The sequence below is a fragment of the Hyphomonas sp. genome, from assembly GCF_041689225.1.
In the GTDB taxonomy this organism is placed as follows: domain Bacteria; phylum Pseudomonadota; class Alphaproteobacteria; order Caulobacterales; family Hyphomonadaceae; genus Hyphomonas.
This window is the reverse complement of record NZ_JBDNGN010000120.1, coordinates 37692-57715: the sequence shown is the minus strand read 5'-3', so window position 1 is coordinate 57715 and position 20024 is coordinate 37692. Positions and strand designations below refer to the sequence as shown.

The window sequence follows — 20024 nt, the reverse complement described above, 5'->3', positions numbered from 1 at the left end:
CTCGACGCCGTCGCCGCAAAACTCGAAGCCCGCCAGGGCACCTCCGGCCTCGCCGAAAAAGCGTCGCGCAAACCGGATTAGGCCCTCACCTCCCACGCGCTGCGCGCGCGGGCCAAGGCGTAGATTCCCCAACCCGCGTCACCCCCGATGGCGCAGCCATCTGGGGGCCCATCTCCTGTCCGCGCCAAACAGCGAACCGGGTGCGTTCGGCACCCACAGGTGATGGGCTGCCAGACCGCTACGCGGTCGGCAGTGACGCATTATCGAGATTTCCGTTGATTGCCCGAAACATCCGGGCCGTACTGTGCACCATCCAGGCCGAATCCGGGCATTATCCGTGCATGTATTCGTGCAAATACCGGCCCGCCATACCCCGCCCAATCCGGGGGAAAGCCGCACCGCCTCACATGTCCTTCACAGGCTTCAGTCGGCGCTTGGTCTGGTGGTCCTCGGCCTTGTCGCCGGTCACCTTCTGGCCCTTCATGTAATGGCGCTGCCAGCGCTCCTTCATCGCCTTCTCCTCGCCTGTGGCGAGGCGCGTGTTGAAGTCAGACCGGCTGGCCACCCAGGCGTCATATTCCTTCACCAGCTCGGGATTCGTCTGCATCGATTTGCGTTCCGGGGTGATCTCTTCCAGCTTCCTATGCTCCATCAGCGTGATGAAACAGAACGGCTCGCCCTTGCGGAAAATCACCTCTCCGGGCCGCGTCATCGCCCAGTTCATCGTGAACGGGAAAGGCAGCCAGTCGGTTTCCACCAGGCCCGTCAGCGGCGCAATGCCGTCGCGCGGCCAGTTCGGCGCGCCCGTCGCCCACACGCCCCAGCCGGGCGGGGTGCGGAACAGGTGGCCTGTATGGAACGTCACGATGCCGCGCATGAAATGGCTGTCGGCAAAGCTGGCAATCGCATTCGGATCGCCGGTCGTCTTGAACGTGATGTCTTCCTTGCGCGGCCCGCCATTCCACGTGATCTTGATGTCCATCGGGCAGAGGATTTCCCAGCCGGTGGAGTTCGCCATGGTCAGCGGCAGGCAGCGATAGGGGTGGCGGTCCGGGAACGCATCCATCCATTCGCGCTGGCTGCGGCCCGGCACGATCTCGGGGGCGGTGTCGTGTATCTTGTAGCATTCGAGGCGCATGGAAGGGTTTCTCTTCTTGACGGCTGGCTCCTGACTTGGCCCAAAGACAGCCATGACCGCAAGCCCTGACACCCTGTTCGCCTATCTCGATTCCCTCGCCATTGCGCACACCACGCACCGGCATGCGCCCGTCTTCACCGTGGAAGAAGGCCGCGACCTGAAGGCGTCGATGCCCGGCGGGCACACCAAGAACCTCTTCCTCAAGGACAAGGACGGCGCCTATGTGCTCATCTCGGCCGAGGCGCACACGCAGATCCGGCTGAACCAGCTCCACCGGCATATCGGCACCAAACGCCTCTCCTTCGGTTCGCCTGAGGACTTGCTGGCCCTGCTCGGCGTCACGCCGGGCTCGGTCACCGCCTTTGCCCTGATGAATGATACCGCCGGAAAGGTCCGCTTCATCGTCGATGCGGCGCTTCTGGCCTGTGATCCGGTTAATTCCCACCCGCTCACCAACACCGCGACCACGGCAATTTCCCGCGATGATTTCCGGCGTTTTGTCGAGGCGACCGGGCATGCGTTCGAGACGTTCGACTTTTCGGCCTGACCCAGCGGCAATTTGGTCCCGCTCTGGCGCTGGCGGGGATTGTCGCTAGGCTCAGGCCAGAAACGGACACCCGGGAGAGAGACATGAAACATCGCCGCCTTGGCAAGAGCGCCATTTACGTATCCGACATCTGCATGGGCACGATGACATTCGGGTCCCAGACCGACGAGGCCGAAGCCTTCCGCATTCTCGACGAATGCTATGATGCCGGCATCAATTTCTACGACGCGGCCGAGAACTATCCCGTCCCGCCGGATCCGAAATGGGCCGGCCGCACGGAAGAGATCGTCGGCAAGTGGATGAAAACCAAGGACAGGGACTCCCTCATCATCGCCACGAAGGTCTCCGGCCCGTCGCATGGCTGGATCAAAAGCTCGCAGCGCGCCGGCATGACGGCGATGGACCGCCACAATATCACCCGCGCCGTCGAGGCCAGCCTCGAACGCCTCGGGACAGACTATATCGACCTATACCAGACCCACTGGCCCGATCACGGCACCGACTTCGACGAAGCCATGGAAACCCTCGACGACCTCGTCCGCGCCGGCCTCATCCGCATCGTCGGCTGCAGCAATGAAAATGCCTGGGGCCTGATGAAAAGCATCGCCACGTCCGAGCGCCTCGGCACCGTGCGCCACCAGACGATCCAGAACAATTTCAGCCTCAACAACCGGCGCTTCGAGGACGAACTTGCGAACATTTGCAAGCGCGAGAATGTCAGCCTGATCCCCTATTCGCCGATTGGCGGCGGAGTCCTCTCCGGCAAGTATAATGGCGGCGCCACACCGGACGGTGCGCGCTTCTCCAGCTATATCAAGAAGGGCGGGCGCCACACACTGATGGCCCAGCGCTTCGTCAACGACAAATCCCTCGCCGCCACAGAGCGCTATATGGCTATCGCAGCCGAGGCGGGCATGTCACCCGTCACGCTCGCCACGGCCTGGTCAAAACAGCATGACTTTGTCGCGTCCACGATTGTGGGCGTCAGCCGGCAGGACCAGCTCGCCCCCATCCTCGCCGCAGCTGACCTCACGCTCTCCGACGAGGTGATGAAAGCCTGCGACGCCGTGTCGAAGGATATCCTCTACCCGATGGGCTGAGCCGCAAGAGCTCAGTCGCCGCTCGGCGCACCCGTTGCCAACACTTCGCGCCGGCCGGCATGGTTCGGCGCGGAGACGATGCCCTCTTCCTCCAGCCGGTCGATCAGGCCCGCAGCCTTGTTATAGCCCACCTTGAGGCGGCGTTGGAGGTAGGAGGTCGACGCCCGCTTGTCGCGCACAACAATGGCGATCGACTGGGCGAACAGGTCTTCGTCGTCGTCCCCGGTCGACGTGCCCAGCATGGCGTCCATCACGGCCGAACCCGTCGAGCCGTCTTCCGGCGCTTCGAGGATGTCCATGACATAGTCGGGCTCGCCCTGCTCTTTCAGCCAGTCGACCACGGCGCCAACTTCTTCGTCCGAAACAAACGGTCCGTGCAGGCGCTGCGATTTCTTGCCGGGCGCCTGGTACAGCAGGTCGCCCATGCCGAGCAGCTGCTCTGCGCCCTGCTCGTTCAGAATGGTGCGCGAGTCGATCTTCGTCGTCACCATGTACGAGATCCGTGTCGGGAAGTTCGCCTTGATCGTGCCGGTAATGACGTCGACGGACGGACGCTGCGTCGCGGTGATCAGGTGAATGCCAGCGGCACGCGCCATTTGCGCGAGGCGCTGGACACAGCCTTCAATCTCCTTGCCGGCCACCATCATCAGGTCCGCCATCTCATCGATGACGACGACAATGTTCGGAATATGGTCGACCGGCAGGCTCTCGGTTTCATGGATCGGCTTGCCGCGTTCGTCATACCCGGTCTGGACCTTGCGCACCATCTGCTCACCCGAGGCGCGGAACTTGGCGGCCTTGTCGTTGAAGCCTGACAGGTTACGCACACCCGCCTTCGACATCAGCTCATAACGGCCTTCCATTTCGCGAACGGTCCACTGCAGCGCGTTCACGGCCTTCTTCGGATCGGTCACGACCGGCGCCAGCAGGTGCGGAATACCCTCATAGATCGACAGTTCGAGCATCTTCGGATCAATCATGATGAAGCGGCACTGTTCCGGCGTGTGACGATATAGCAGCGACAGGATCATCGCGTTGACACCCACCGACTTGCCGGACCCCGTCGTACCGGCAATCAGCAGGTGAGGCATCTTGGCGAGGTCGACCACGGTCGGCACGCCGCCAATATCCTCGCCCAGCGCCATCGGCAGGCTAGCACGGGTCGCGACATAGGGCTCCGACTGCAGCAGTGTGCGCAGGTAGACCGTGTCGCGGTCATCGTTCGGGAGTTCGATACCGATCGCGTTCTTGCCGGGCACCACGGCCACCCGAGCCGAGACAGCGCTCATCGAGCGGGCGATATCGTCGGCCAGCGAGATTACGCGCGACGATTTCACGCCCGGCGCCGGTTCCATTTCGAACAGGGTAATCACCGGGCCCGGACGCACTTCCTTGATCCGCCCACGAACGCCGAACTCCTTCAGGACTTCCGACAGGCGCGCCGCCTTGGCGATCAGCGCTTCCTCGTCGACCGTATCGCCGCGCTCCTCCGGCATCTGCAGCAGGTCAATCGACGGCAGGCGCGTCGCCTTGTTGCGGCGCTCTGTCTTGGTCACACGTGGGACCGGAGCCTTTGGCGCTGGCTGCGGATTCTTGAAGCGCAACGTGCGAACGGGCACCTCGTCCGGCTCTTCGAGATCGTCCTCCTCTTCGTACGCATCATCTTCGTCGAAGATTTCTTCCAGATCTTCGTCATCCTCGTCATACTCGACCTGCGTCTTCGGCTTCCTGAAGAAGCTGCGCGCTTCACCGGAAAGCTCGTCATCCCCCTTCACGACACGCGCCCGGTCCGTGACTTCGGACGGCCGGCGTTTCGGCACTAGGAAGCGGCCAACGGATGCCAGCAGGCCCGCTGCGCCCCTCGCCTTGCGCGCGGCCCGTATGCCGGAGGTCGCTGCAGCCTCCTGCAGCAGCTGCGCATCGCCCCGCCGGAAGCCGAGCGCCGCAAGCGCAGCCCACAAGGCGGCGCCGCCCAGGATGAATCCTGCCCACGTGCCGGGCGACGGCAGCAGGAGCGCCTTGAACGGCATCTGGGCGTAATAGAACAGGGCGTCTCCCACAACACCGCCAAGGCCCGCGCTCAAGGGCCAGGATTCCGGCACAGGCCAACCGGCGAAGCAGGCGGCGGACAGCGGCACAAAGCATGCACCCAGCAGCCAGCGACGTACACGGGGTGAGCCAATAAGCACAGATCGCATCGCGCCGCCAATCATCAGCGCCAGGCCGGCGGTCCAGCTCGACCAGCCAAAGCCTTGCCGGGCGAAATCCGAGAATATCGCGCCGGGGCTGCCAAACAGGTTTTGAACGATTGCATCCGTCGCGGCATTCCAGCTTGGATCGCTCGGCACATACGAGCCCACGCTGCCACATACGAACACGCCCGCGCCGAAGGCTGCAGCGCCCGTCAGGATCCGCCATACCGGGTCACTGGCGCTTGGGGCATCATCGTCAGTATAGGCGTAGTCAGTCATGTGCTGGGGCAACTCCGCTTCTCGGAATGGGAAGCCGGCACATTGCCGGATCAGCCTTAACACCGCGCAAACGCACTGCAGGGGATTTCTGTTTTAGTGTTAACGGATTTCGCCAGCGGTCCGAGCCCGATTCAAAGCGCCTCACACATCTGGCCGAAGGGCAAGAAATTCCCCTGATCGCCCTCTTACGCCGATTTAGTGCACAAAATAGGGGAACATCGCCGCTGTAATGACCGTTGCTTGCCTACAATACGTGACCATGGAGACGAGCATGAAACGCATTATGATCATTCCCGCCAATGCCGCCCTGTTAACGGGTCTGTAGGCAACAGCCCAGGATTTTAACGATAGCGGCGACGCGGTTAAGACTCCGGCCCATGCTCTACACGGATGTCTCACCCGAGCTTGACGAGATGAGCATCGACGAACTGAATGCGCTCCAGCTACGGCGCCTTCAAGTTGCTTCGACAGGCAGAGTCGGGTCCGGCGTCACGATGTTTCAGGTCGAAACGTCCACCGACATGGAGCTCAATGAGACCGACGAGTCGGACGCCATGAGCAGCGAAACGGACATGGAGACGATGTCATCCGATACAACGGAGAGCGATACCGGTGTGTCGGTCGAGGCGGACACTGAAATGAACGCTCAGGACGACATGTCCGACGACGAGATCATGATCGCGCCCGACATGCAGGATATGACAGCCGAACAGGACGATCCTGTCATGCAGCAAGAGATGGACCCGGAAGCGCATTCGCCGGAACAGTAATCACGCCGACGCGGATCCTTCCAATTAAAACGCCCCATGGTCGAACCATGGGGCGTTTCATGTCCGGGCAAGAAACAACCCCGGCGGACCTGGATCCGCCGGGGTTCGCATTCTCCTGGAAGAACCCCTCAGCCCCTGGTGAATTCCGGATAGGCTTCGAGCCCGATCTCTGCCTTGTCGAGGCCCATCTCTTCGGCCTCAAGGCTGCAGCGGACGCCGATCGTGAACTTGAGCAGCAACCAGACAACCGTTGAGGCAGCGACAACAAAGACACCGGTGAGCGCCACGCCGACAAACTGGCCAAGATAGCTGGCACCGTCATTAGTGGCCGCAACGATCATCGTGCCCCAGATACCGCACACGAGGTGAGCCGGGATGGCACCGACAACGTCATCGATCTTGAACTTGTCGAGCAGCGGAACAGCCAGCACCACGAGGATACCGCCAACGCCGCCAATCAGCACGGCCTGTCCCATTGTTGGCATCAGGGGTTCAGCCGTGATCGACACGAGACCACCGATAGCGCCGTTGAAGACCATGGTTGCATCGACCTTGCCCTTGTAGAGGAACGCCGTTGTGATCATAGCTGCAATCACACCGCCGACCGCCGCCATGTTCGTATTGGCGAAAATCTGGGCAACCGAATTGATGTCAGCAGCTGTACCCGCAGCAAGCTGCGACGCACCGTTGAAGCCGAACCAGCCGAACCAGAGGATGAATGTACCGAGCGCGGCGAGCGGGATGTTCGAACCCGGCATCGGATTGATCTGCTTGCCGAAATACTTGCCCGTCCGTGGACCGATCACGATGGCACCGACAAGAGCTGCCCAGCCGCCGACCGAGTGAACCAGTGTCGAACCGGCGAAGTCGGAGAACGCCCAGACCGAGTCCAGGTAGCCGCCTCCCCATTCCCACGACACGACGATCGGATAGATCACGGCCGTCAGGATCGCTGTGAAGATCAGGAAGGGCCACAGTTTGACTCGCTCTGCCACGGTGCCTGAAACAATCGAGGCCGCCGTCGCAACAAACACCATCTGGAAGAACCAGTCGGATGCCGGCGCATAGCCCGCATCGCTCTGGACGCTGAGATCACCGCCCGACCAGGGCCCCGGCGTAACGCCGAGAAGGCCGTTCAGGACCGTTTCGGCCGGATAGGCCATATTGTAACCGACGACCCAGAACATCAGGCCGGCAATGGAATAGAGCGCGACGTTTTTCGTCGACTGCATCGCGGCATTCTTGGAACGGACAAGGCCCGCTTCCAGCATGCAGAACCCGGCCGCCATGAGCATCACGATGATGCCGCCGATCAGGAACAGGTAGCTATTGTCGACATACGCACTGGCGCTGCCATTCACGCTCTCTTCGAGGGCCGCGAGCCGTGTCGCGATGTCGTCTTCCTGGGCGTAGGCTAGGACCCCCGCTGTAAGCGCGACGGGCAACAATGCCGCCCCGCGCAACCATCTTCCAATCGTCTGGCCCATCTCTGACCCCTCCTTCGTGAATGATCTGGAGCTCGGGACCCCCCGCGCTCTCCCATCGCTGATATGATTGAGGCACCCATGGAATGTCGCTCACCGCACCGAGGTCGGGGTGGATTCAAAGCCCACGTGGTCAAACACTGGGCAGGGTTGCGGCCAATCGCCCAAATCTGCGTCATCGCTGGACGGTTTGATTACCGCCCCCTACCTAGATGTTATGACTGACACGCCCATTGCCACCGCTCTCAAGGTTGAGTTGGCCGTTATCGGTGCCGGACCGGTCGGCACATCGCTAGCCATACTTGCGGCGCGGGCCGGATTCGCGACCCTGCTAGTCGATGCCCGCGACCCGGCAAGCGACCCGCGGCCCGACACACGGAATTTCGCGATCGTACGGGGCAGCTGGCGTCTGCTCGGTGCGGCGGGCGCACATCCGGCGCTCGCCGGCCAGACGCAACCGCTCATGGGCCTTGAGGCCACCGATGGCGGGCGCCACTGGTTCGGCGCCCCCTCTGTCCTGTTTGGTACAGACGACCTTCCGGCAGATGCACAGGGCGAACCGCTCGGGCAGATGGTCCCGGCTGCCGCGCTCCAGGCCGCACTTGACGATGTTGCCGCCGCAACGCCCGGTCTTACCTGGTGGCGGAACACGAAATTCACCGGCCTGGAAACCCACCCCGCCCATGCCTGCCTCACCATGGAGGACGGACGCACTGTCGAGGCCGGCCTCGTGGCTGCCTGCGACGGCGTCAAGTCCGGCGTCCGCACGGCGCTCGGCATTACCACTGAGGGGCGCGCCTATGGCAAATCGGTGTTTGCCGCCGATGTTAAGCTTTCACGGCCGCACGAAGGCCTCGCCCGGCAATTGTTCACGCCTGAAGGGCCGTTCGCGACCCTGCCACTGCCCGGAAATCGGGCAAACCTGGCCTGGTATCTCAAGACCGGCGCCGCCGAAACCATGGCTGCCATGCCGCCCGAGGCCATCGAAGCCGAACTGAATGCGCGCTTTGCCGACTTCGCCGGGCCGATGACGCTCGACGGCACGCCGCTGGCCTATCCGCTCCAACTCCAGATCGCCACGTGCATGGTCGGGCCGCGCGTGGCCCTGCTCGGCGACGCGGCACGGCGGATCAATCCGCTGGCGGGGCAAGGCCTCAATCTCGGCTTCAAGGATGTCGGTGCACTGGTCGACGTGATGAATGACGCCCGCGATATCGGCCTCGATCCCGGCGCCGATACAAGCCTGCAACGCTACCAGGAATGGCGCCGCTTCGATGCGGCCACCACCGCCATGTTCATGGACGGCGTCGACCGGGTGTTTTCAAATGACAATGCCCTGCTCAAACCGCTGCGCGGCCTTGCGCTGATCGCCGCCGGCAGGATCGGGCCCGTGCGCCGCGCCATGGCCCGCCAGGCCAGCGCCGACCAGGCCGACCTGCCCAGCCTGATGCGCTAGGCGTCTGCCGTCAGCCGTTTCAGCAGGCCCCAAGTATAAAGTCCGCTCGAATGCCCGTCGGAGAAAATGATCCGCACGGCATAGCGGCCCACAGGCTCGGCCCGCTCCACCATGATATCCGTCGGCACGGGCGGCTGGACCGGCTTCGGCCCCGAGCCATGCCCCTGCACTATGGCGGACGGACTGTTTTCGCGCAGGCGGACGAAATCCACCGCGCCGGACGATCCGTCATCGAATTCGGCCTTCAGCTCACGGGCCGTGCGCCGGAATATCAGCCGCACGGGCCAGGCGGGCGCGCTCATGCGTCATCCCCGTCAGCCGCGGCATTGTCGAGATCGCGCGCCTCGTCCGCCAGCATGATCGGAATGCCGCCCCGGATCGGATAGGCCAGCTGCGCCTTCTTCGAAATCAGCTCTCCCGCCGCACGGTCATAGGTCAGCGGCTGGCGGGAGACCGGGCAGATCAGGATTTCCAGCAGGCGCGGGTCGACGCCCGATCCACGTTCCGCCTTAGCAGGTGTGTCGTCATGCATTCCGGTCAATCCTACTGCATCGTCCCGGCATCATTGCCGGGCACATCCATTCTCAACAGGGTGATGAGCGTTTCAGCGCGCGCTTTCAAGGTCGGCGCTTCGATCAGAGCCTGTTTCTCGATCGTGGAGAACGGACAGCCCGAACAGAGCGCATTAACCAGCGTCTCGAGCGGCGCGTCTTCCACGGCCGACCAGTCGGCCTGCATCTTGTTGATCTCGACATAGGTTTTCAGCGCGCCGATCAGCTTGTCCCGGCTCGGCAGGACCGTTTCGTTCGCTGCCACAAGGTCTGGCGCATACGGGTTCCACTCTGGCCGGACCTGGCGATAGGGTGTCGTCACGTCCATCTCTTCGCCAATGGCAAAGCGCGCAATCCCGGTCAGCGTGATCAGGTATCGGCCGTCTTCGGTTTCAGAATAGCTGGTTATCCGTCCCGCACAGCCGACCTCGGCCAACAGCGGGCGCGCCTTCGAGCCGCCCATCGCCTGCACCATGCCGATCAGGCGCGAGCCTGCCATCGCATCATCGATCATGTTCAGGTAACGCGGCTCAAAAATGTTCAGCGGCAATTCCCAGCGCGGGAACAACAAGGCGCCCGGCAGCGGGAAGACTGCCAGCGTGTCCGCCAGGTCGCTCGTCTTCCTGTAATGTCCCACGCTCATCGGTCTAGGTCCTGTCTCCATCAGGGATACGAAGGTGGGCCGAATGCCGGTCTAGGCAAACATCAGCGATCCCAGCCGGCGGCGGCCCTCAACCGTTGCCGGATCCGTCGGCCCGGCAGCTTCGAAAACTTGTAGCAGCTTTTCCTTGGCCTTGCCGCCCTCCCAGTCGAGTTTCGCACCGAGAATGATCAGCAGGTGATCGATGGCATCCTTGTAGCGCTGGGCACCGATATATTTTTCGGAAAGCTCGAAACGCTTGGCATGGTCGTCCGGTGCGGCGGTCACGGCGGTCAGCAATTCATCGAACTCGCCGGGTGCGTCATCGTCGGCCATCAGCTCGATCGCCGTGCGCACGCCCTTGATGGCGGTGTCGTGCTTTCCGGATTCCGGCACCATGTCGAGCGTTGCGATCGCGCGCGCCTTGTCGCCATTGGCAAGATAGCAACGGGCGAGGCCGGCAATCGCGACGACATTCTCCGGGTCTTCCTGGATCACGCTGGCATAGATCGGCGCGGCAGTGCCGAGATCACCCGACTGGCTCGCGGTTTCGGCCTGGACCAGCGCTTCGGCAATCACCTGCGCGGTGTCGGTGCCGCTCAGCAGCTTATCGATGAAGCCTTTGACCTGACCTTCGGGCAGTGCGCCTTGGAACGCATCCACCGGACGGCCCTTGTCGAAGGCGAACACGGCCGGAATTGATCTCACGCCCAGCTGGCCCGCATAGGCCGGGTTCTCGTCAATATTGATCTTGACCAGTTTGACCGCGCCCTTCTTGCTGTCGACAACGCGCTCGATCACCGGGCCGAGCTGTTTGCACGGCCCGCACCAGGGCGCCCAGAAATCGACAATCACGGGCTGCGTGTTGGAGGCCTCTACGACATCTGCCACGAAATCCTGGTCAGTGCTGTCCTTGATGTTGAGCGAAGCGGTATCCGGCATCGATGGGGTTCCTTTATATACGGGTATATACGGAGGCAAAGATGGGCGCGCAGGCCTCAATACGCAAGCGGGCGCGGTGCTCAGATCGGAACACCCCGCCCGCTGGCCTGTTCATCCTGCCGCCGGTTAGCGCCGCAGGGCGCGCCAAACTGAACCCAGGCCAACGAATAGAGGCCGAAATACCTTGATCTGGCCCTGTTTAGGTGAGGTTCAGGCCACTAGATTGAAGCTCATGGTCAAAGGAGACCCACGCTATGATGAACTTGCTGACGACCCTTGGGGCTATCACCGCCCTCGCCGCCGCGCCGCTGGCCGTGTCCCTTCAGGACGCCGCCCCGTCCGTGCCCGCCGTCACCGCGCCAGCCACCACGACAGCGCTCACCGAAACGGAGCGCAGCGCCATCCTCAAGGATGTCTCCAGGGCGATGTCCGACGTGAAAACCGCAACCGGCAAGTTCAAGCAGCGTGCGCCGGACTATTCCGAGGCGGCCGGCAGCTTCGCCCTGTCACGTCCCGGCAAGGTCCGCTTCGATTATGACGACCCGACACCGCTCCTGATCGTCAGCAATGGCGCAACCGTCGCGATGCAGGACAGCGAACTCGAAACAACCGACCGCGTGCCGCTCAGCTCGACACCCCTCTCGCTCCTGCTCGACGACAGTCTCGACTTTGAAAACGAGGCCCAGGTGCTCGACGTTGTCCGTGCCAATGGCCTTATCGGCGTGACAGTCCAGGACCGCTCCGGCGAGATGGACGGCACGCTCACGCTGATCCTGTCGGACACGACACGGGAACTCCTCGGCTGGCGCACCGAAGACAGTGGCGGCAACATCACCTCGGTCCAGCTGATCGGCGTCGAGTACGGCAAGAAGCTCAACCCGCGCCTCTTCATCCTGAAGGACTTCGACGACGAATAAGGCCCCTGCGGCGCGCTGCGGACTAACTACACCACAACGCGCACCGCCGGAGCTCCGGAAATCGAAAAAGGCAAGTATTTAACATAAAAGTTACTTGATAATTTTCCACCGCGTGACATCTTTGCAACTATCGATGGAGCGGAATACCCCGCGCAGCACCTGCCCCCCCGCTGTGAACAACCGCTCCATCGCCGCCGGAACTCCCTTGCCGGCGAGACGTAAAATCTCGCGTCAGGCGCGCCCGAACTCCCCCGCGTTCGGGCGCGTTGACGTTTTAGGGATCAATGCTAGGCAGAAGCCATGGCCAAACCTCTCAAGATCGTCAGCTGGAACATCAACTCGGTCCGCCTGCGCGCGCCGAATATCGCGCAATTCGTCACCGCCGAGGCACCGGAGGTCATCTGCCTGCAGGAAACCAAGTGCCAGGACGGCGAATTTCCGGAAAAGCAGTTTCGCGAAATGGGCCTGCCCCACCTTGTCCTGAACGGCCAGAAAGGCGGCCACCATGGCGTCGCCATCGCCTCGCGGTTCCCGCTGGAACGCGTCGACGTGCCGGACCTTTGCCGTCACGGCCATGCCCGCGCGATTGCTGCGCGCGTGAAGGGCCTTGAAATCCATAATATTTACCTGCCCGCCGGCGGCGACGTGCCGGACCCCGTCGCCAATGACAAGTTCGCCCACAAGCTCGATTTCCTCGCAAAGCTGGGCAAGGGCTACAAGACGCTGCCCAAGGCTGCGCGCATCCTCGTCGGAGACCTCAACGTCGCCCCGCACGAGAACGATGTCTGGTCACACAAGCAGCTCCTGAGGATCGTCTCGCACACGCCAATCGAAACCGAACTCCTCGAAGACTCGCGCCAGACAGCCGGCTTTGCTGATATTGCCCGCATGGCGGTGCCGGACGAGCAGAAGCTGTATTCCTGGTGGAGCTATCGCGCGAAAGACTGGGCCGCCTCGAACAAGGGCCGCCGCCTCGACCATATCTGGGCCAATCCCGACGCCCTCGCGAACACCAAACTCGATTCCTACCGCGTCCACCTCCCCTGGCGCGGCGGCTGGAAACCCTCCGACCACGCCCCAATCAGCGTGAAGGTGAGCGTGTAGACAATTACGCTCGACCACCATGCGCCTGCTGGAGGTGAAAATTGATATTGCCGCCACGCATCATGCACGGATCAGTTATAACTCTTCTGTGTTGCTCGTGTGTCGCCACGATTCTGATTTTCGGTTTCGAGGGCGATACCGACACAATGGGGCTATGCTCTGCCAGTAGCTGCGATCAGTTAGATCTTGCGATCATTGAATGCTCCCATAGCGAGTGGAGCGATATCGCGCTCGGACATATCAACGCTCTTGAAAACCGGATTGCGAACACGCTCGGGCGCAATGATCTTCATATTCCAAAGATTAGAACGATCGAGAAGGTTGTCGAGTTGCCCGCGGGCATTGGTTTTGCGGAGTTCCGAAAACAGCATCGCCCGCCCCTTCTTGTCTACTACTGCCCCTGCTGTTCAAGGGGAGAAGCAGTCGAACAAAACGAATTCACGGTTAGCGGCTTCAAAGCGATCGGTGGTCGTATATTCACAATAGGAAACTTGGTCCTTGAGGGCGACGAGCAGGCATAGGTTGAGTCGAGCATGGCGAAGCCCTCCCTCCCAAGCATCGATCGCCAATGTTCCCCAACCGCACGCCCAACCCTCGCCCCGACGACCCCTGCGAAGGCAGGGTTCCATGGACTGGCGGCGCTCCAAGGTGTGATGGGAAAGCCCTATCCATGGATACCTGCCTTCCTGAACCTTTCCTTCCACCGCTGCCCTCCCGGCGAACGCCGGGACCTGATGCAATTGAAGGCCGGACCAGCCGCAGAAGACCCCGGCCTTCGCCGGAGATGCGGCATCTCTCCGACGCCTTCGCCAAGCCATATCCCGCACGGCTCGAGATGATCGCCCGCGAATAACCCAGACTGACATGGATCAACCTGACAGCACCGAGCCGTGCTACAATTCAATTGTCTGCGAGCCGGTAGATCTCTTTTGCCATCGGCCCAGATCAGAAACAGCAGTCGACCTCCCCCTTTTCGGTTTCTCCGCGCTGGGCGACGGTTGGAAAAAGGAAGTCAGTCATGCAAATCCAGATCAACACCGACGAAAACATAGAGGGTAGCGAAGAGCTCTCCGCCCATATTTCGACAGAGATCCACACCCGTCTCGACCGCTACAGTGAGCACATCACCCGTATTGAAGTGCACCTCAGCGATAAGAACGCAGACAAGTCTGGCGCGCACGACAAGCGCTGCCTCATCGAAGCCCGCATTGAAGGCCGTCAGCCGGAAGTAGCCAGCGACGAGGCCGACACGCTCGAAGGGGCATGGTCGGGTGCAGCCAAGAAATTGCAGCATGTCCTCGAGACGACCCTCGGCAAGCTCAACCACGTCAAGGGCGCTGACACGATACGGACTGGCGAGTTGTAAGCGGACGGGAGCCGCCAGATACGCCACCCAACGCACCCGCGAGGAACAAGATCATGACCAGCAAAAAACCTGAGACGCCAACCACAAAGAACACCGACAAACCAGCAGATACATCGCCCGTCGCCATCGACCGCCCCGGCTTCGATATCGGCGGCGCATCGGGTGATGGCAAGGCGGGAACAGGTGTCGGCCTCGGCCCGAACGCAGGCGAAGACGCAGACGATCGCCGCCTGCCTGGCCGCCGCGGAAAAGGTGTCTATCCCACACCCTCCCCAACCTGATCTCCGCCCGGCCCATACTGGCCACCATGACAGAACCGTCCGCCTTCATCACCCATGGCTTCGCCGCGGCGCGGCGCCGCGCCGCTGCTCGCCCGCCTCACAGCAAGTCTAGGGTGGGCCGAGTGCAGCGATACCCGACATGCGATGTGGAAAGATCAATGCCCGCAAAAGACAACTCCTCCCCCTGAGAGGGGGAGGCTGGGTGGGGGTCCGCCCCACACTCCGTGTTCCCGGCGAACGCCGGGACCTCAGGCCATTGAAGAAAACGACACGCATGAGACCCCGGCCTGCGCCGGGGGTGCGGAGAGAGTCAGGGCTGCAGCCGGTACCCGCCAGCATCGGTCAGCAAGAGGCGCGCATGCGATGGGTCCGGCTCCACTTTCTGCCGCAGGCGGTAGATATGGGTTTCCAGCGTGTGCGTCGTCACAGCGGCATTATAGCCCCAGACTTCCGACAACAACTCCTCCCGCGCCACCGCCTTGCCGCCGGCGCGATAGAGGTATTTCAGGATGTTGGTTTCCTTCTCCGTCAGGCGCACCTTGCGGCCCTCGGCCGTCACCAGCAGTTTCATCGACGGGCGGAAATCATACGGGCCGATCTGGAACGTCGCGTCTTCGGATTGCTCAAAGCTGCGCAAATGCGCCCGCACACGGGCCAGCAGGACCGAAAACTTGAACGGCTTGGTGACATAATCATTCGCCCCGGAATCGAGCCCCAGGATCGTGTCGGCATCGCCGTCCTGCCCGGTCAGCATAATGATCGGCGCGCGCACGCCTTTCTGCCGCATCAGCTTGCAGGCCTCGCGCCCATCAAGGTCCGGCATTTCCACGTCCAGCAGGATCAGGTCGATCCGCTCTGCCACAGCCGTCGCGACGCCGTCGCGGGCATTGGCCGCCTGCAATATTTCAAAGCCATCATGCAGCTCGAATTGCTCGGCCAGCGCCTCGCGCAGGTCATCATCGTCATCCACCAGCAGGATTGTCTTCTTTGCAGACATTTTCCGCTCCAATCGGTCCAATTTCGCCTTGCACATATCCAAGACAGCGACAGATGTCATAAGAATGTGGCTGACAAGCGATCACAACAAAGGGAGATGCGCGTGAACAGCCACTTCATAGCCCGCGCGGACGGCACGTTCGCCGGCATGGATTTTTCCTGCCGCTGCGCCCTCGGCAAGGGCGGCATCATCGGGGCCGACCTCAAACGCGAGGGCGACGGCGCCTCGCCGATCGGAATCTGGCAGACACGGCGCCTGTTCTACCGGCCGGACCGCACCCAGCCACCGGAAACGCGCCTGCCGAAAGTCCCGCTTCGCCACGATGACGGCTGGTGCGACGCGCCCGGCGACCCGCTCTACAATCGCCCGGTCGCCCTGCCCTACCCCGCATCGGCCGAGAAACTCTGGCGCGCCGACCATGTCTACAACTTGATTGTGGAACTAAGTTACAATGACGATCCGGTCGTCCCTGGCCGAGGCAGCGCGATTTTCCTGCATCTCGCCCGCGAAGACTACAAGCCGACCGAAGGCTGCGTCGCCCTCGCCGAGCCCGACCTGCGCACCGTGCTCCGCTTCCTGACGCCGGTGTCGCATATCGAAATCGCGCTCTAGCTGTGATCTTTCGATAGGTCGTCCATTCGGGGCTGATCGACAAGACTGGAGCTACCACACCTCAGTTTTCGAAAGAACGCCCGAATAACCTAGACAAGAATGCCCGTCTGACGCCTATCCGTCGAGAAGAATTGGCAATAGATGTTGTTTCGGGGCGGCTGACTCCCAGCGCGGCCGCCAAGGCCTACGGTGTCTGTCGCAAGACGGTCTTGCGGTGGGTCGCCCGGTTCAGGCGCCTTGGTCCCGGCGGTATGACCGACAAGTCTTCGCGGCCAGATCGCCTGCACCAACCTACCGATCCAGCAACGGTCGCCAGCATCCTCGCTCTGCGCCGTGAAGGCCTGACAGGAAAGCATGTCGCACGCCTGACAGGCGACTCGCCCGCCACGGTCAGCCGGGTGCAGAAACGCGCCGGGCTTTCACGCCTGCGCGACCTTGACCCACCAGAGCCCGTCAGGCGCTACGAGCACAATGCTCCGGGAGACATGATTCATCTCGACATCAAGAAACTCGGGCGATTTGAACGCCCTGGACATCGGGTGACAGGCGACCGGACAGGACAGTCAACTCCGCGCGGGCCCGGCAAGAAAGGCCATGGCTGGGAATACGTTCACGTATGTGTGGATGACCATTCCCGGCTTGCCTACGCCGAGATCGTTGCCAACGAGCAAGCCATCTCGGCGGTCGCTCATCTGAAAGCCTCAGTCGCCTGGTACAAGACCCTCCGCGTGAGCGTGACCCGCGTGATGACCGAAAATGGCAGCTGCTACATCTCGCGAGACTTTGCCTCTGCCTGCAGGCAACTAGGCCTGCGCCACATCCGGACAAAACCCTACACACCCAAGACCAATGGCAAGGCTGAACGCTTCATCCAGACCGCCATCCGCGAATGGGCCTATGCACGCACATATCAAACCTCAGACCACCGAGCAGATCATCTCATAGGATGAGCGCACATGTACAACTGGCATCGACCGCACGGAGGCATTAAAGATCAAACGCCCAGCAGTCGCCTCGGGATCGCCGAGGACAACCTATTGAGACTCCACATCTAGCGCGCGCCGAACAAAGCCGTCCCAATCCGCACATCCGTCGCGCCGAAACGTGCGGCCAGCGCATAATCGCCGCTCATGCCCATGGACAGGCCCTTCAGGCCATGGCGCCGGGCAAGCTTTGCCAGCAGCGCAAAATGCGGCCCGGCCGGCTCATCGACCGGCGGAATGCACATCAGGCCCTGCACATCGAGGCCGCATTCCTCGACCGCGACCTTGAGCAAAGCCGCCAGGCCATCCGGCGTGACCCCCGCCTTTTGCGGCTCCTCGCCGGTATTCACTTGGATGTAGACAGACGGATGCCGCCTGGCAGCGGTCATCGCCTTGGCAAGGGCCCGCGCAAGCTTGTCCCGGTCCAACGTCTCGATCACATCGAACAGGGCAACCGCATCGTCCGTCTTGTTGGTCTGCAGCGGCCCGATAAGCCGCAGCTCAAGGTCCGGATACTCGGCCCGCCGCTCGGCCCAATGCGCCTGCGCCTCCTGGACCCGGTTCTCGCCAAACACGCGCTGGCCAGCGGCCAGCATCGCATCAATCTTCTCGTCAGGCTGTGTTTTCGACACGGCGACAAGGCATGGCGGCGGGCTCGCGGCCTGCGCCAGCTCGGCCAGAATGTCGTCGCGACGCTTGGCAAGGGATATGGAAGCCGTATCAGTCATGCTGATGACGTTGAAACGCCAATCCTCACCAAAGCGCAAGCTTCTGGCCGCCGCCCGCGCGGCTTCAGCGCACCTGCCGCACGAGATTCCGCCTGTCCTGTTCCTGACAGATCCCGCCCGAACGCCCGATCCGGTCAGGATAGCTAAATCGCTGCCGCCCGGCTGGGGCGTCATCTATCGCCATTTTGGCGCGCCGGATGCCGGGATGATCGCGGCAGACCTGGCTCACGTCTGCCGGACACGAAAGCTGCGCCTGCTGATCTCCGCCGATCCGGTTCTGGCCATGGCGGTGGGCGCTGCGGGCGTTCACTGGCCGCATGCCCGCCTCGCCGCATCCCGGAAATGGCGCGGCGCGTTCCCGCTGATAACAGCCAGCGCCCATTCACCCGCCGAGCTTCGCGCGATCGCGCACTATCCGATTGATGCCGCCCTTGTCTCAGCCGTATTTCCGTCGAACAGTCCGTCAGCTGGCAAGCCCCTGGGCCCGTTGAAACTCCGGCAAATCACTCGATCAGCCCCCTGCCCGGTCTTCGCCCTTGGCGGGGTGATGGCGCGCAATGCCAATCGCGTTGCCCCGTTTGCCGGCATCGCGGCAGTCGAATCGCTCGCGCGCGCGTTCGATCCGGCAAGCTAGGTTACAAGCTCTGGTCGCCACCTTCAGCGGGCGTACCGAACACGGCGATCATCAGGCCCAGCACGGTCAGGACGGTAAACAGCGATACTTTTCGCCATTGCCCGCCCGCTCGATGCGCCAAGACAGCCGCGATGGCAGACTGGATTGCGTAATAGGTCGCGAAGGCGCGCGACGCGTAGGAAATGATCTCGAACAGGTGGATCGTCCAGGTGAACGCCAACCCGACCCCGACAAGCAGGGCATAGGCCTGGCGCTCGGTGACGCGCCCACCGGTGAGTTCCGCCACCAGCCCGCCCGATCCGCTCGTATCGGCAATCGCTGCACTGAACTGCGCCGTGAGGGCCGCCGCCACTAGCAGGAATGGCAGGATCGGCGCCACGACCCGCATCATGTCGATGATGGCTGTTTCCTCGAGATGAAGCTCGTTGCCCTGGAAGACATAGGCCACCAGCGCAATATAGATCATGTAGATGGCCGAAGAGAGCAGCTGCGCGATGCGCATCGACCGGATCCGCGTCTGGGCATCATAGGTGCTACCAAGGTAACGCGACGTCTCGAACCCCTGCACAGTGACAATCAATCCGAATCCAAGCGCGATGCCGGCCCAGCCCGTCGCTTTTGGCGCCAACAGGACCAGCTTGTCCGCAGTCGCTTCCTTGCCGAAAAAGATCGCGAGCCCGACCAGCAGGCCAAGGATGATGGCAAGTTTCACACTCACGGAAACCTGTTCCATGCGCTCCAGGGCGCTGAAGCCTTTCAGCCATCCGACCACGAGGATCAGTACGAACACGGCGCTGGTGAGCAAGCGCGCATGCAGCGAGTCGTCCCACGGCGTGAGGCTCACTCCAAAGGCGCCAAACAGGTTGAGGTAATAGGCAACCGAGATGACATAAGCGAAGGCCAGCACCCAGGAACCGGCCATTTCGAGGCGGGCGACCAGCGGGTCAGGATCTGTGTCCTGCTCCCCGCGCATATGAATATTGTGCCGGATCGCCGTCCCGAACAGGTAGGCACCGATGCACAAAGCCAGCATCGCGAGCGGCGCATACTTGCCATAAGAGGAAACGAGGATCGGCCCGAGGACGAGGAAACCGCTGCCGATGATGGACGCGAGCGGCGTCATCGTCGCTCGCCAGGTCTTTATCCCCGCCACGCGCGGCATCAGCAGGACAACACCCGCGGCAAGCGTAACGATCAGGATCAGGCCATTCAGGAACATGGCAACAGCGCTTCAACTCCCGGGATGCAGGCGCGAACCCGGTGGCGCGCCTCTCACAAGGCAACGCCTAGCCTGCATGAAAAG

At 62.3% G+C, this 20024-nt stretch carries 21 protein-coding genes and 2 pseudogenes; 12 read left to right on the top strand and 11 right to left on the bottom strand.

Annotation, left to right across the window (positions count from 1 at the left end; genetic code table 11):
* A pseudogene (locus ACESNB_RS12280) lies at positions 1-81 on the top strand (phosphoribosyl-ATP pyrophosphatase); the annotation flags it as partial.
* A gap of 322 nt (positions 82-403) precedes the next feature.
* Here ACESNB_RS12280 and ACESNB_RS12275 read toward each other — a convergent pair.
* Positions 404-1138 carry a DUF6065 family protein gene (locus ACESNB_RS12275; protein WP_373007699.1) on the bottom strand — a complete coding sequence of 245 codons (735 nt, stop codon included), beginning with the start codon at positions 1136-1138 and terminating at the stop codon, positions 404-406.
* Between the two features lie 52 nt (positions 1139-1190).
* Between ACESNB_RS12275 and ACESNB_RS12270 the strand changes: the two genes are divergently transcribed.
* Both ACESNB_RS12270 and ACESNB_RS12265 read left to right on the top strand, forming a co-directional pair.
* Positions 1191-1685, top strand: coding sequence for a prolyl-tRNA synthetase associated domain-containing protein (locus ACESNB_RS12270; protein ID WP_373007697.1), 495 nt, complete (start codon positions 1191-1193; stop codon positions 1683-1685).
* Positions 1686-1768: 83 nt separating this feature from the next.
* Positions 1769-2785: an aldo/keto reductase gene (locus ACESNB_RS12265; RefSeq protein WP_373007695.1), complete on the top strand. Its 1017-nt coding sequence runs from the start codon at positions 1769-1771 to the stop codon at positions 2783-2785.
* A gap of 11 nt (positions 2786-2796) precedes the next feature.
* On the opposite strand, the gene ACESNB_RS12260 is transcribed toward ACESNB_RS12265, so the two are convergent.
* A complete protein-coding gene (locus ACESNB_RS12260) occupies positions 2797-5256 on the bottom strand; it encodes a DNA translocase FtsK (RefSeq protein ID WP_373007694.1) in 2460 nt (819 codons plus the stop codon).
* A 377-nt stretch (positions 5257-5633) separates the two neighbouring features.
* Between ACESNB_RS12260 and ACESNB_RS12255 the strand changes: the two genes are divergently transcribed.
* A complete protein-coding gene (locus ACESNB_RS12255) occupies positions 5634-6026 on the top strand; it encodes a hypothetical protein (protein ID WP_373007692.1) in 393 nt (130 codons plus the stop codon).
* 128 nt (positions 6027-6154) lie between these two features.
* On the opposite strand, the gene ACESNB_RS12250 is transcribed toward ACESNB_RS12255, so the two are convergent.
* Positions 6155-7513, bottom strand: a complete 1359-nt coding sequence (locus ACESNB_RS12250) for an ammonium transporter (protein WP_373007690.1) — start codon at positions 7511-7513, stop codon at positions 6155-6157.
* 214 nt (positions 7514-7727) lie between these two features.
* Between ACESNB_RS12250 and ACESNB_RS12245 the strand changes: the two genes are divergently transcribed.
* Positions 7728-8966, top strand: coding sequence for an FAD-dependent monooxygenase (locus tag ACESNB_RS12245; protein ID WP_373007688.1), 1239 nt, complete (start codon positions 7728-7730; stop codon positions 8964-8966).
* Here ACESNB_RS12245 and ACESNB_RS12240 read toward each other — a convergent pair.
* From ACESNB_RS12240 to trxA, 4 genes are read right to left on the bottom strand one after another with little or no spacing between them, the layout of a single operon-like run.
* Positions 8963-9268 carry a gamma-butyrobetaine hydroxylase-like domain-containing protein gene (locus tag ACESNB_RS12240; protein WP_373007686.1) on the bottom strand — a complete coding sequence of 102 codons (306 nt, stop codon included), beginning with the start codon at positions 9266-9268 and terminating at the stop codon, positions 8963-8965. The genes ACESNB_RS12245 and ACESNB_RS12240 overlap by 4 nt on opposite strands.
* Positions 9265-9498, bottom strand: coding sequence for a Trm112 family protein (locus tag ACESNB_RS12235; protein ID WP_373007684.1), 234 nt, complete (start codon positions 9496-9498; stop codon positions 9265-9267). The genes ACESNB_RS12240 and ACESNB_RS12235 overlap by 4 nt, the downstream gene beginning before the upstream one ends.
* Positions 9499-9509: 11 nt before the next feature.
* Positions 9510-10160 (bottom strand): LON peptidase substrate-binding domain-containing protein, encoded by a 651-nt coding sequence (locus ACESNB_RS12230; protein ID WP_373007682.1) that lies wholly within the window; start codon positions 10158-10160, stop codon positions 9510-9512.
* 51 nt (positions 10161-10211) lie between these two features.
* Positions 10212-11099, bottom strand: a complete 888-nt coding sequence (gene trxA / locus ACESNB_RS12225) for a thioredoxin (RefSeq protein WP_373007680.1) — start codon at positions 11097-11099, stop codon at positions 10212-10214.
* 254 nt (positions 11100-11353) lie between these two features.
* Between trxA and ACESNB_RS12220 the strand changes: the two genes are divergently transcribed.
* Both ACESNB_RS12220 and ACESNB_RS12215 read left to right on the top strand, forming a co-directional pair.
* Complete coding sequence (locus ACESNB_RS12220) at positions 11354-12016, top strand: outer membrane lipoprotein carrier protein LolA (RefSeq protein ID WP_373007678.1); 663 nt, start codon at positions 11354-11356, stop codon at positions 12014-12016.
* Positions 12017-12316: 300 nt separating this feature from the next.
* Complete coding sequence (locus ACESNB_RS12215; RefSeq protein ID WP_373007676.1) at positions 12317-13120, top strand: exodeoxyribonuclease III; 804 nt, start codon at positions 12317-12319, stop codon at positions 13118-13120.
* Between the two features lie 179 nt (positions 13121-13299).
* Here the strand turns inward: ACESNB_RS12215 and ACESNB_RS12210 are convergent, their stop codons facing one another.
* Complete coding sequence (locus ACESNB_RS12210; RefSeq protein WP_373007674.1) at positions 13300-13491, bottom strand: hypothetical protein; 192 nt, start codon at positions 13489-13491, stop codon at positions 13300-13302.
* Between the two features lie 647 nt (positions 13492-14138).
* Between ACESNB_RS12210 and ACESNB_RS12205 the strand changes: the two genes are divergently transcribed.
* Together ACESNB_RS12205 and ACESNB_RS12200 are read left to right on the top strand one after the other, a co-directional pair.
* Positions 14139-14486 carry an HPF/RaiA family ribosome-associated protein gene (locus ACESNB_RS12205; protein ID WP_373007672.1) on the top strand — a complete coding sequence of 116 codons (348 nt, stop codon included), beginning with the start codon at positions 14139-14141 and terminating at the stop codon, positions 14484-14486.
* A gap of 53 nt (positions 14487-14539) precedes the next feature.
* Positions 14540-14767, top strand: a complete 228-nt coding sequence (locus tag ACESNB_RS12200; protein ID WP_373007670.1) for a hypothetical protein — start codon at positions 14540-14542, stop codon at positions 14765-14767.
* Between the two features lie 310 nt (positions 14768-15077).
* On the opposite strand, the gene ACESNB_RS12195 is transcribed toward ACESNB_RS12200, so the two are convergent.
* Complete coding sequence (locus ACESNB_RS12195) at positions 15078-15764, bottom strand: response regulator transcription factor (RefSeq protein ID WP_373007668.1); 687 nt, start codon at positions 15762-15764, stop codon at positions 15078-15080.
* Between the two features lie 147 nt (positions 15765-15911).
* Between ACESNB_RS12195 and ACESNB_RS12190 the strand changes: the two genes are divergently transcribed.
* Complete coding sequence (locus tag ACESNB_RS12190) at positions 15912-16376, top strand: L,D-transpeptidase (protein WP_373007701.1); 465 nt, start codon at positions 15912-15914, stop codon at positions 16374-16376.
* A gap of 35 nt (positions 16377-16411) precedes the next feature.
* Positions 16412-17431, top strand: a pseudogene (locus tag ACESNB_RS12185) (IS481 family transposase).
* Here ACESNB_RS12185 and ACESNB_RS12180 read toward each other — a convergent pair.
* Positions 17428-18087: a YggS family pyridoxal phosphate-dependent enzyme gene (locus ACESNB_RS12180; protein WP_373007666.1), complete on the bottom strand. Its 660-nt coding sequence runs from the start codon at positions 18085-18087 to the stop codon at positions 17428-17430. The pseudogene ACESNB_RS12185 and the gene ACESNB_RS12180 sit on opposite strands and share 4 nt — an antisense overlap.
* Between ACESNB_RS12180 and ACESNB_RS12175 the strand changes: the two genes are divergently transcribed.
* On the top strand, positions 18068-18721 hold the full coding sequence (locus tag ACESNB_RS12175) for a thiamine phosphate synthase (protein ID WP_373007664.1): 654 nt from the start codon (positions 18068-18070) through the stop codon (positions 18719-18721). The two genes, ACESNB_RS12180 and ACESNB_RS12175, sit on opposite strands and share 20 nt — an antisense overlap.
* A gap of 1 nt (position 18722) precedes the next feature.
* Here the strand turns inward: ACESNB_RS12175 and ACESNB_RS12170 are convergent, their stop codons facing one another.
* Positions 18723-19940 carry a hypothetical protein gene (locus ACESNB_RS12170; RefSeq protein ID WP_373007662.1) on the bottom strand — a complete coding sequence of 406 codons (1218 nt, stop codon included), beginning with the start codon at positions 19938-19940 and terminating at the stop codon, positions 18723-18725.
* Positions 19941-20024: the final 84 nt, after the last annotated feature.

Excerpts from the sequence above, each read along its gene's own strand:
- ACESNB_RS12275 (WP_373007699.1), bottom strand. The coding sequence starts at position 1,138 with ATGCGCCTCGAATGCTACAAGATACACGACACCGCCCCCGAGATCGTG.
- ACESNB_RS12270 (WP_373007697.1), top strand. The coding sequence starts at position 1,191 with ATGACCGCAAGCCCTGACACCCTGTTCGCCTATCTCGATTCCCTCGCC.
- ACESNB_RS12265 (WP_373007695.1), top strand. The coding sequence starts at position 1,769 with ATGAAACATCGCCGCCTTGGCAAGAGCGCCATTTACGTATCCGACATC.
- ACESNB_RS12260 (WP_373007694.1), bottom strand. The coding sequence starts at position 5,256 with ATGACTGACTACGCCTATACTGACGATGATGCCCCAAGCGCCAGTGAC.
- ACESNB_RS12255 (WP_373007692.1), top strand. The coding sequence starts at position 5,634 with ATGCTCTACACGGATGTCTCACCCGAGCTTGACGAGATGAGCATCGAC.
- ACESNB_RS12250 (WP_373007690.1), bottom strand. The coding sequence starts at position 7,513 with ATGGGCCAGACGATTGGAAGATGGTTGCGCGGGGCGGCATTGTTGCCC.
- ACESNB_RS12245 (WP_373007688.1), top strand. The coding sequence starts at position 7,728 with ATGACTGACACGCCCATTGCCACCGCTCTCAAGGTTGAGTTGGCCGTT.
- ACESNB_RS12240 (WP_373007686.1), bottom strand. The coding sequence starts at position 9,268 with ATGAGCGCGCCCGCCTGGCCCGTGCGGCTGATATTCCGGCGCACGGCC.
- ACESNB_RS12235 (WP_373007684.1), bottom strand. The coding sequence starts at position 9,498 with ATGCATGACGACACACCTGCTAAGGCGGAACGTGGATCGGGCGTCGAC.
- ACESNB_RS12230 (WP_373007682.1), bottom strand. The coding sequence starts at position 10,160 with ATGAGCGTGGGACATTACAGGAAGACGAGCGACCTGGCGGACACGCTG.
- trxA (WP_373007680.1), bottom strand. The coding sequence starts at position 11,099 with ATGCCGGATACCGCTTCGCTCAACATCAAGGACAGCACTGACCAGGAT.
- ACESNB_RS12220 (WP_373007678.1), top strand. The coding sequence starts at position 11,354 with ATGATGAACTTGCTGACGACCCTTGGGGCTATCACCGCCCTCGCCGCC.
- ACESNB_RS12215 (WP_373007676.1), top strand. The coding sequence starts at position 12,317 with ATGGCCAAACCTCTCAAGATCGTCAGCTGGAACATCAACTCGGTCCGC.
- ACESNB_RS12210 (WP_373007674.1), bottom strand. The coding sequence starts at position 13,491 with ATGCTGTTTTCGGAACTCCGCAAAACCAATGCCCGCGGGCAACTCGAC.
- ACESNB_RS12205 (WP_373007672.1), top strand. The coding sequence starts at position 14,139 with ATGCAAATCCAGATCAACACCGACGAAAACATAGAGGGTAGCGAAGAG.
- ACESNB_RS12200 (WP_373007670.1), top strand. The coding sequence starts at position 14,540 with ATGACCAGCAAAAAACCTGAGACGCCAACCACAAAGAACACCGACAAA.
- ACESNB_RS12195 (WP_373007668.1), bottom strand. The coding sequence starts at position 15,764 with ATGTCTGCAAAGAAGACAATCCTGCTGGTGGATGACGATGATGACCTG.
- ACESNB_RS12190 (WP_373007701.1), top strand. The coding sequence starts at position 15,912 with ATGGATTTTTCCTGCCGCTGCGCCCTCGGCAAGGGCGGCATCATCGGG.
- ACESNB_RS12175 (WP_373007664.1), top strand. The coding sequence starts at position 18,068 with ATGGAAGCCGTATCAGTCATGCTGATGACGTTGAAACGCCAATCCTCA.
- ACESNB_RS12180 (WP_373007666.1), bottom strand. The coding sequence starts at position 18,087 with ATGACTGATACGGCTTCCATATCCCTTGCCAAGCGTCGCGACGACATT.
- ACESNB_RS12170 (WP_373007662.1), bottom strand. The coding sequence starts at position 19,940 with ATGTTCCTGAATGGCCTGATCCTGATCGTTACGCTTGCCGCGGGTGTT.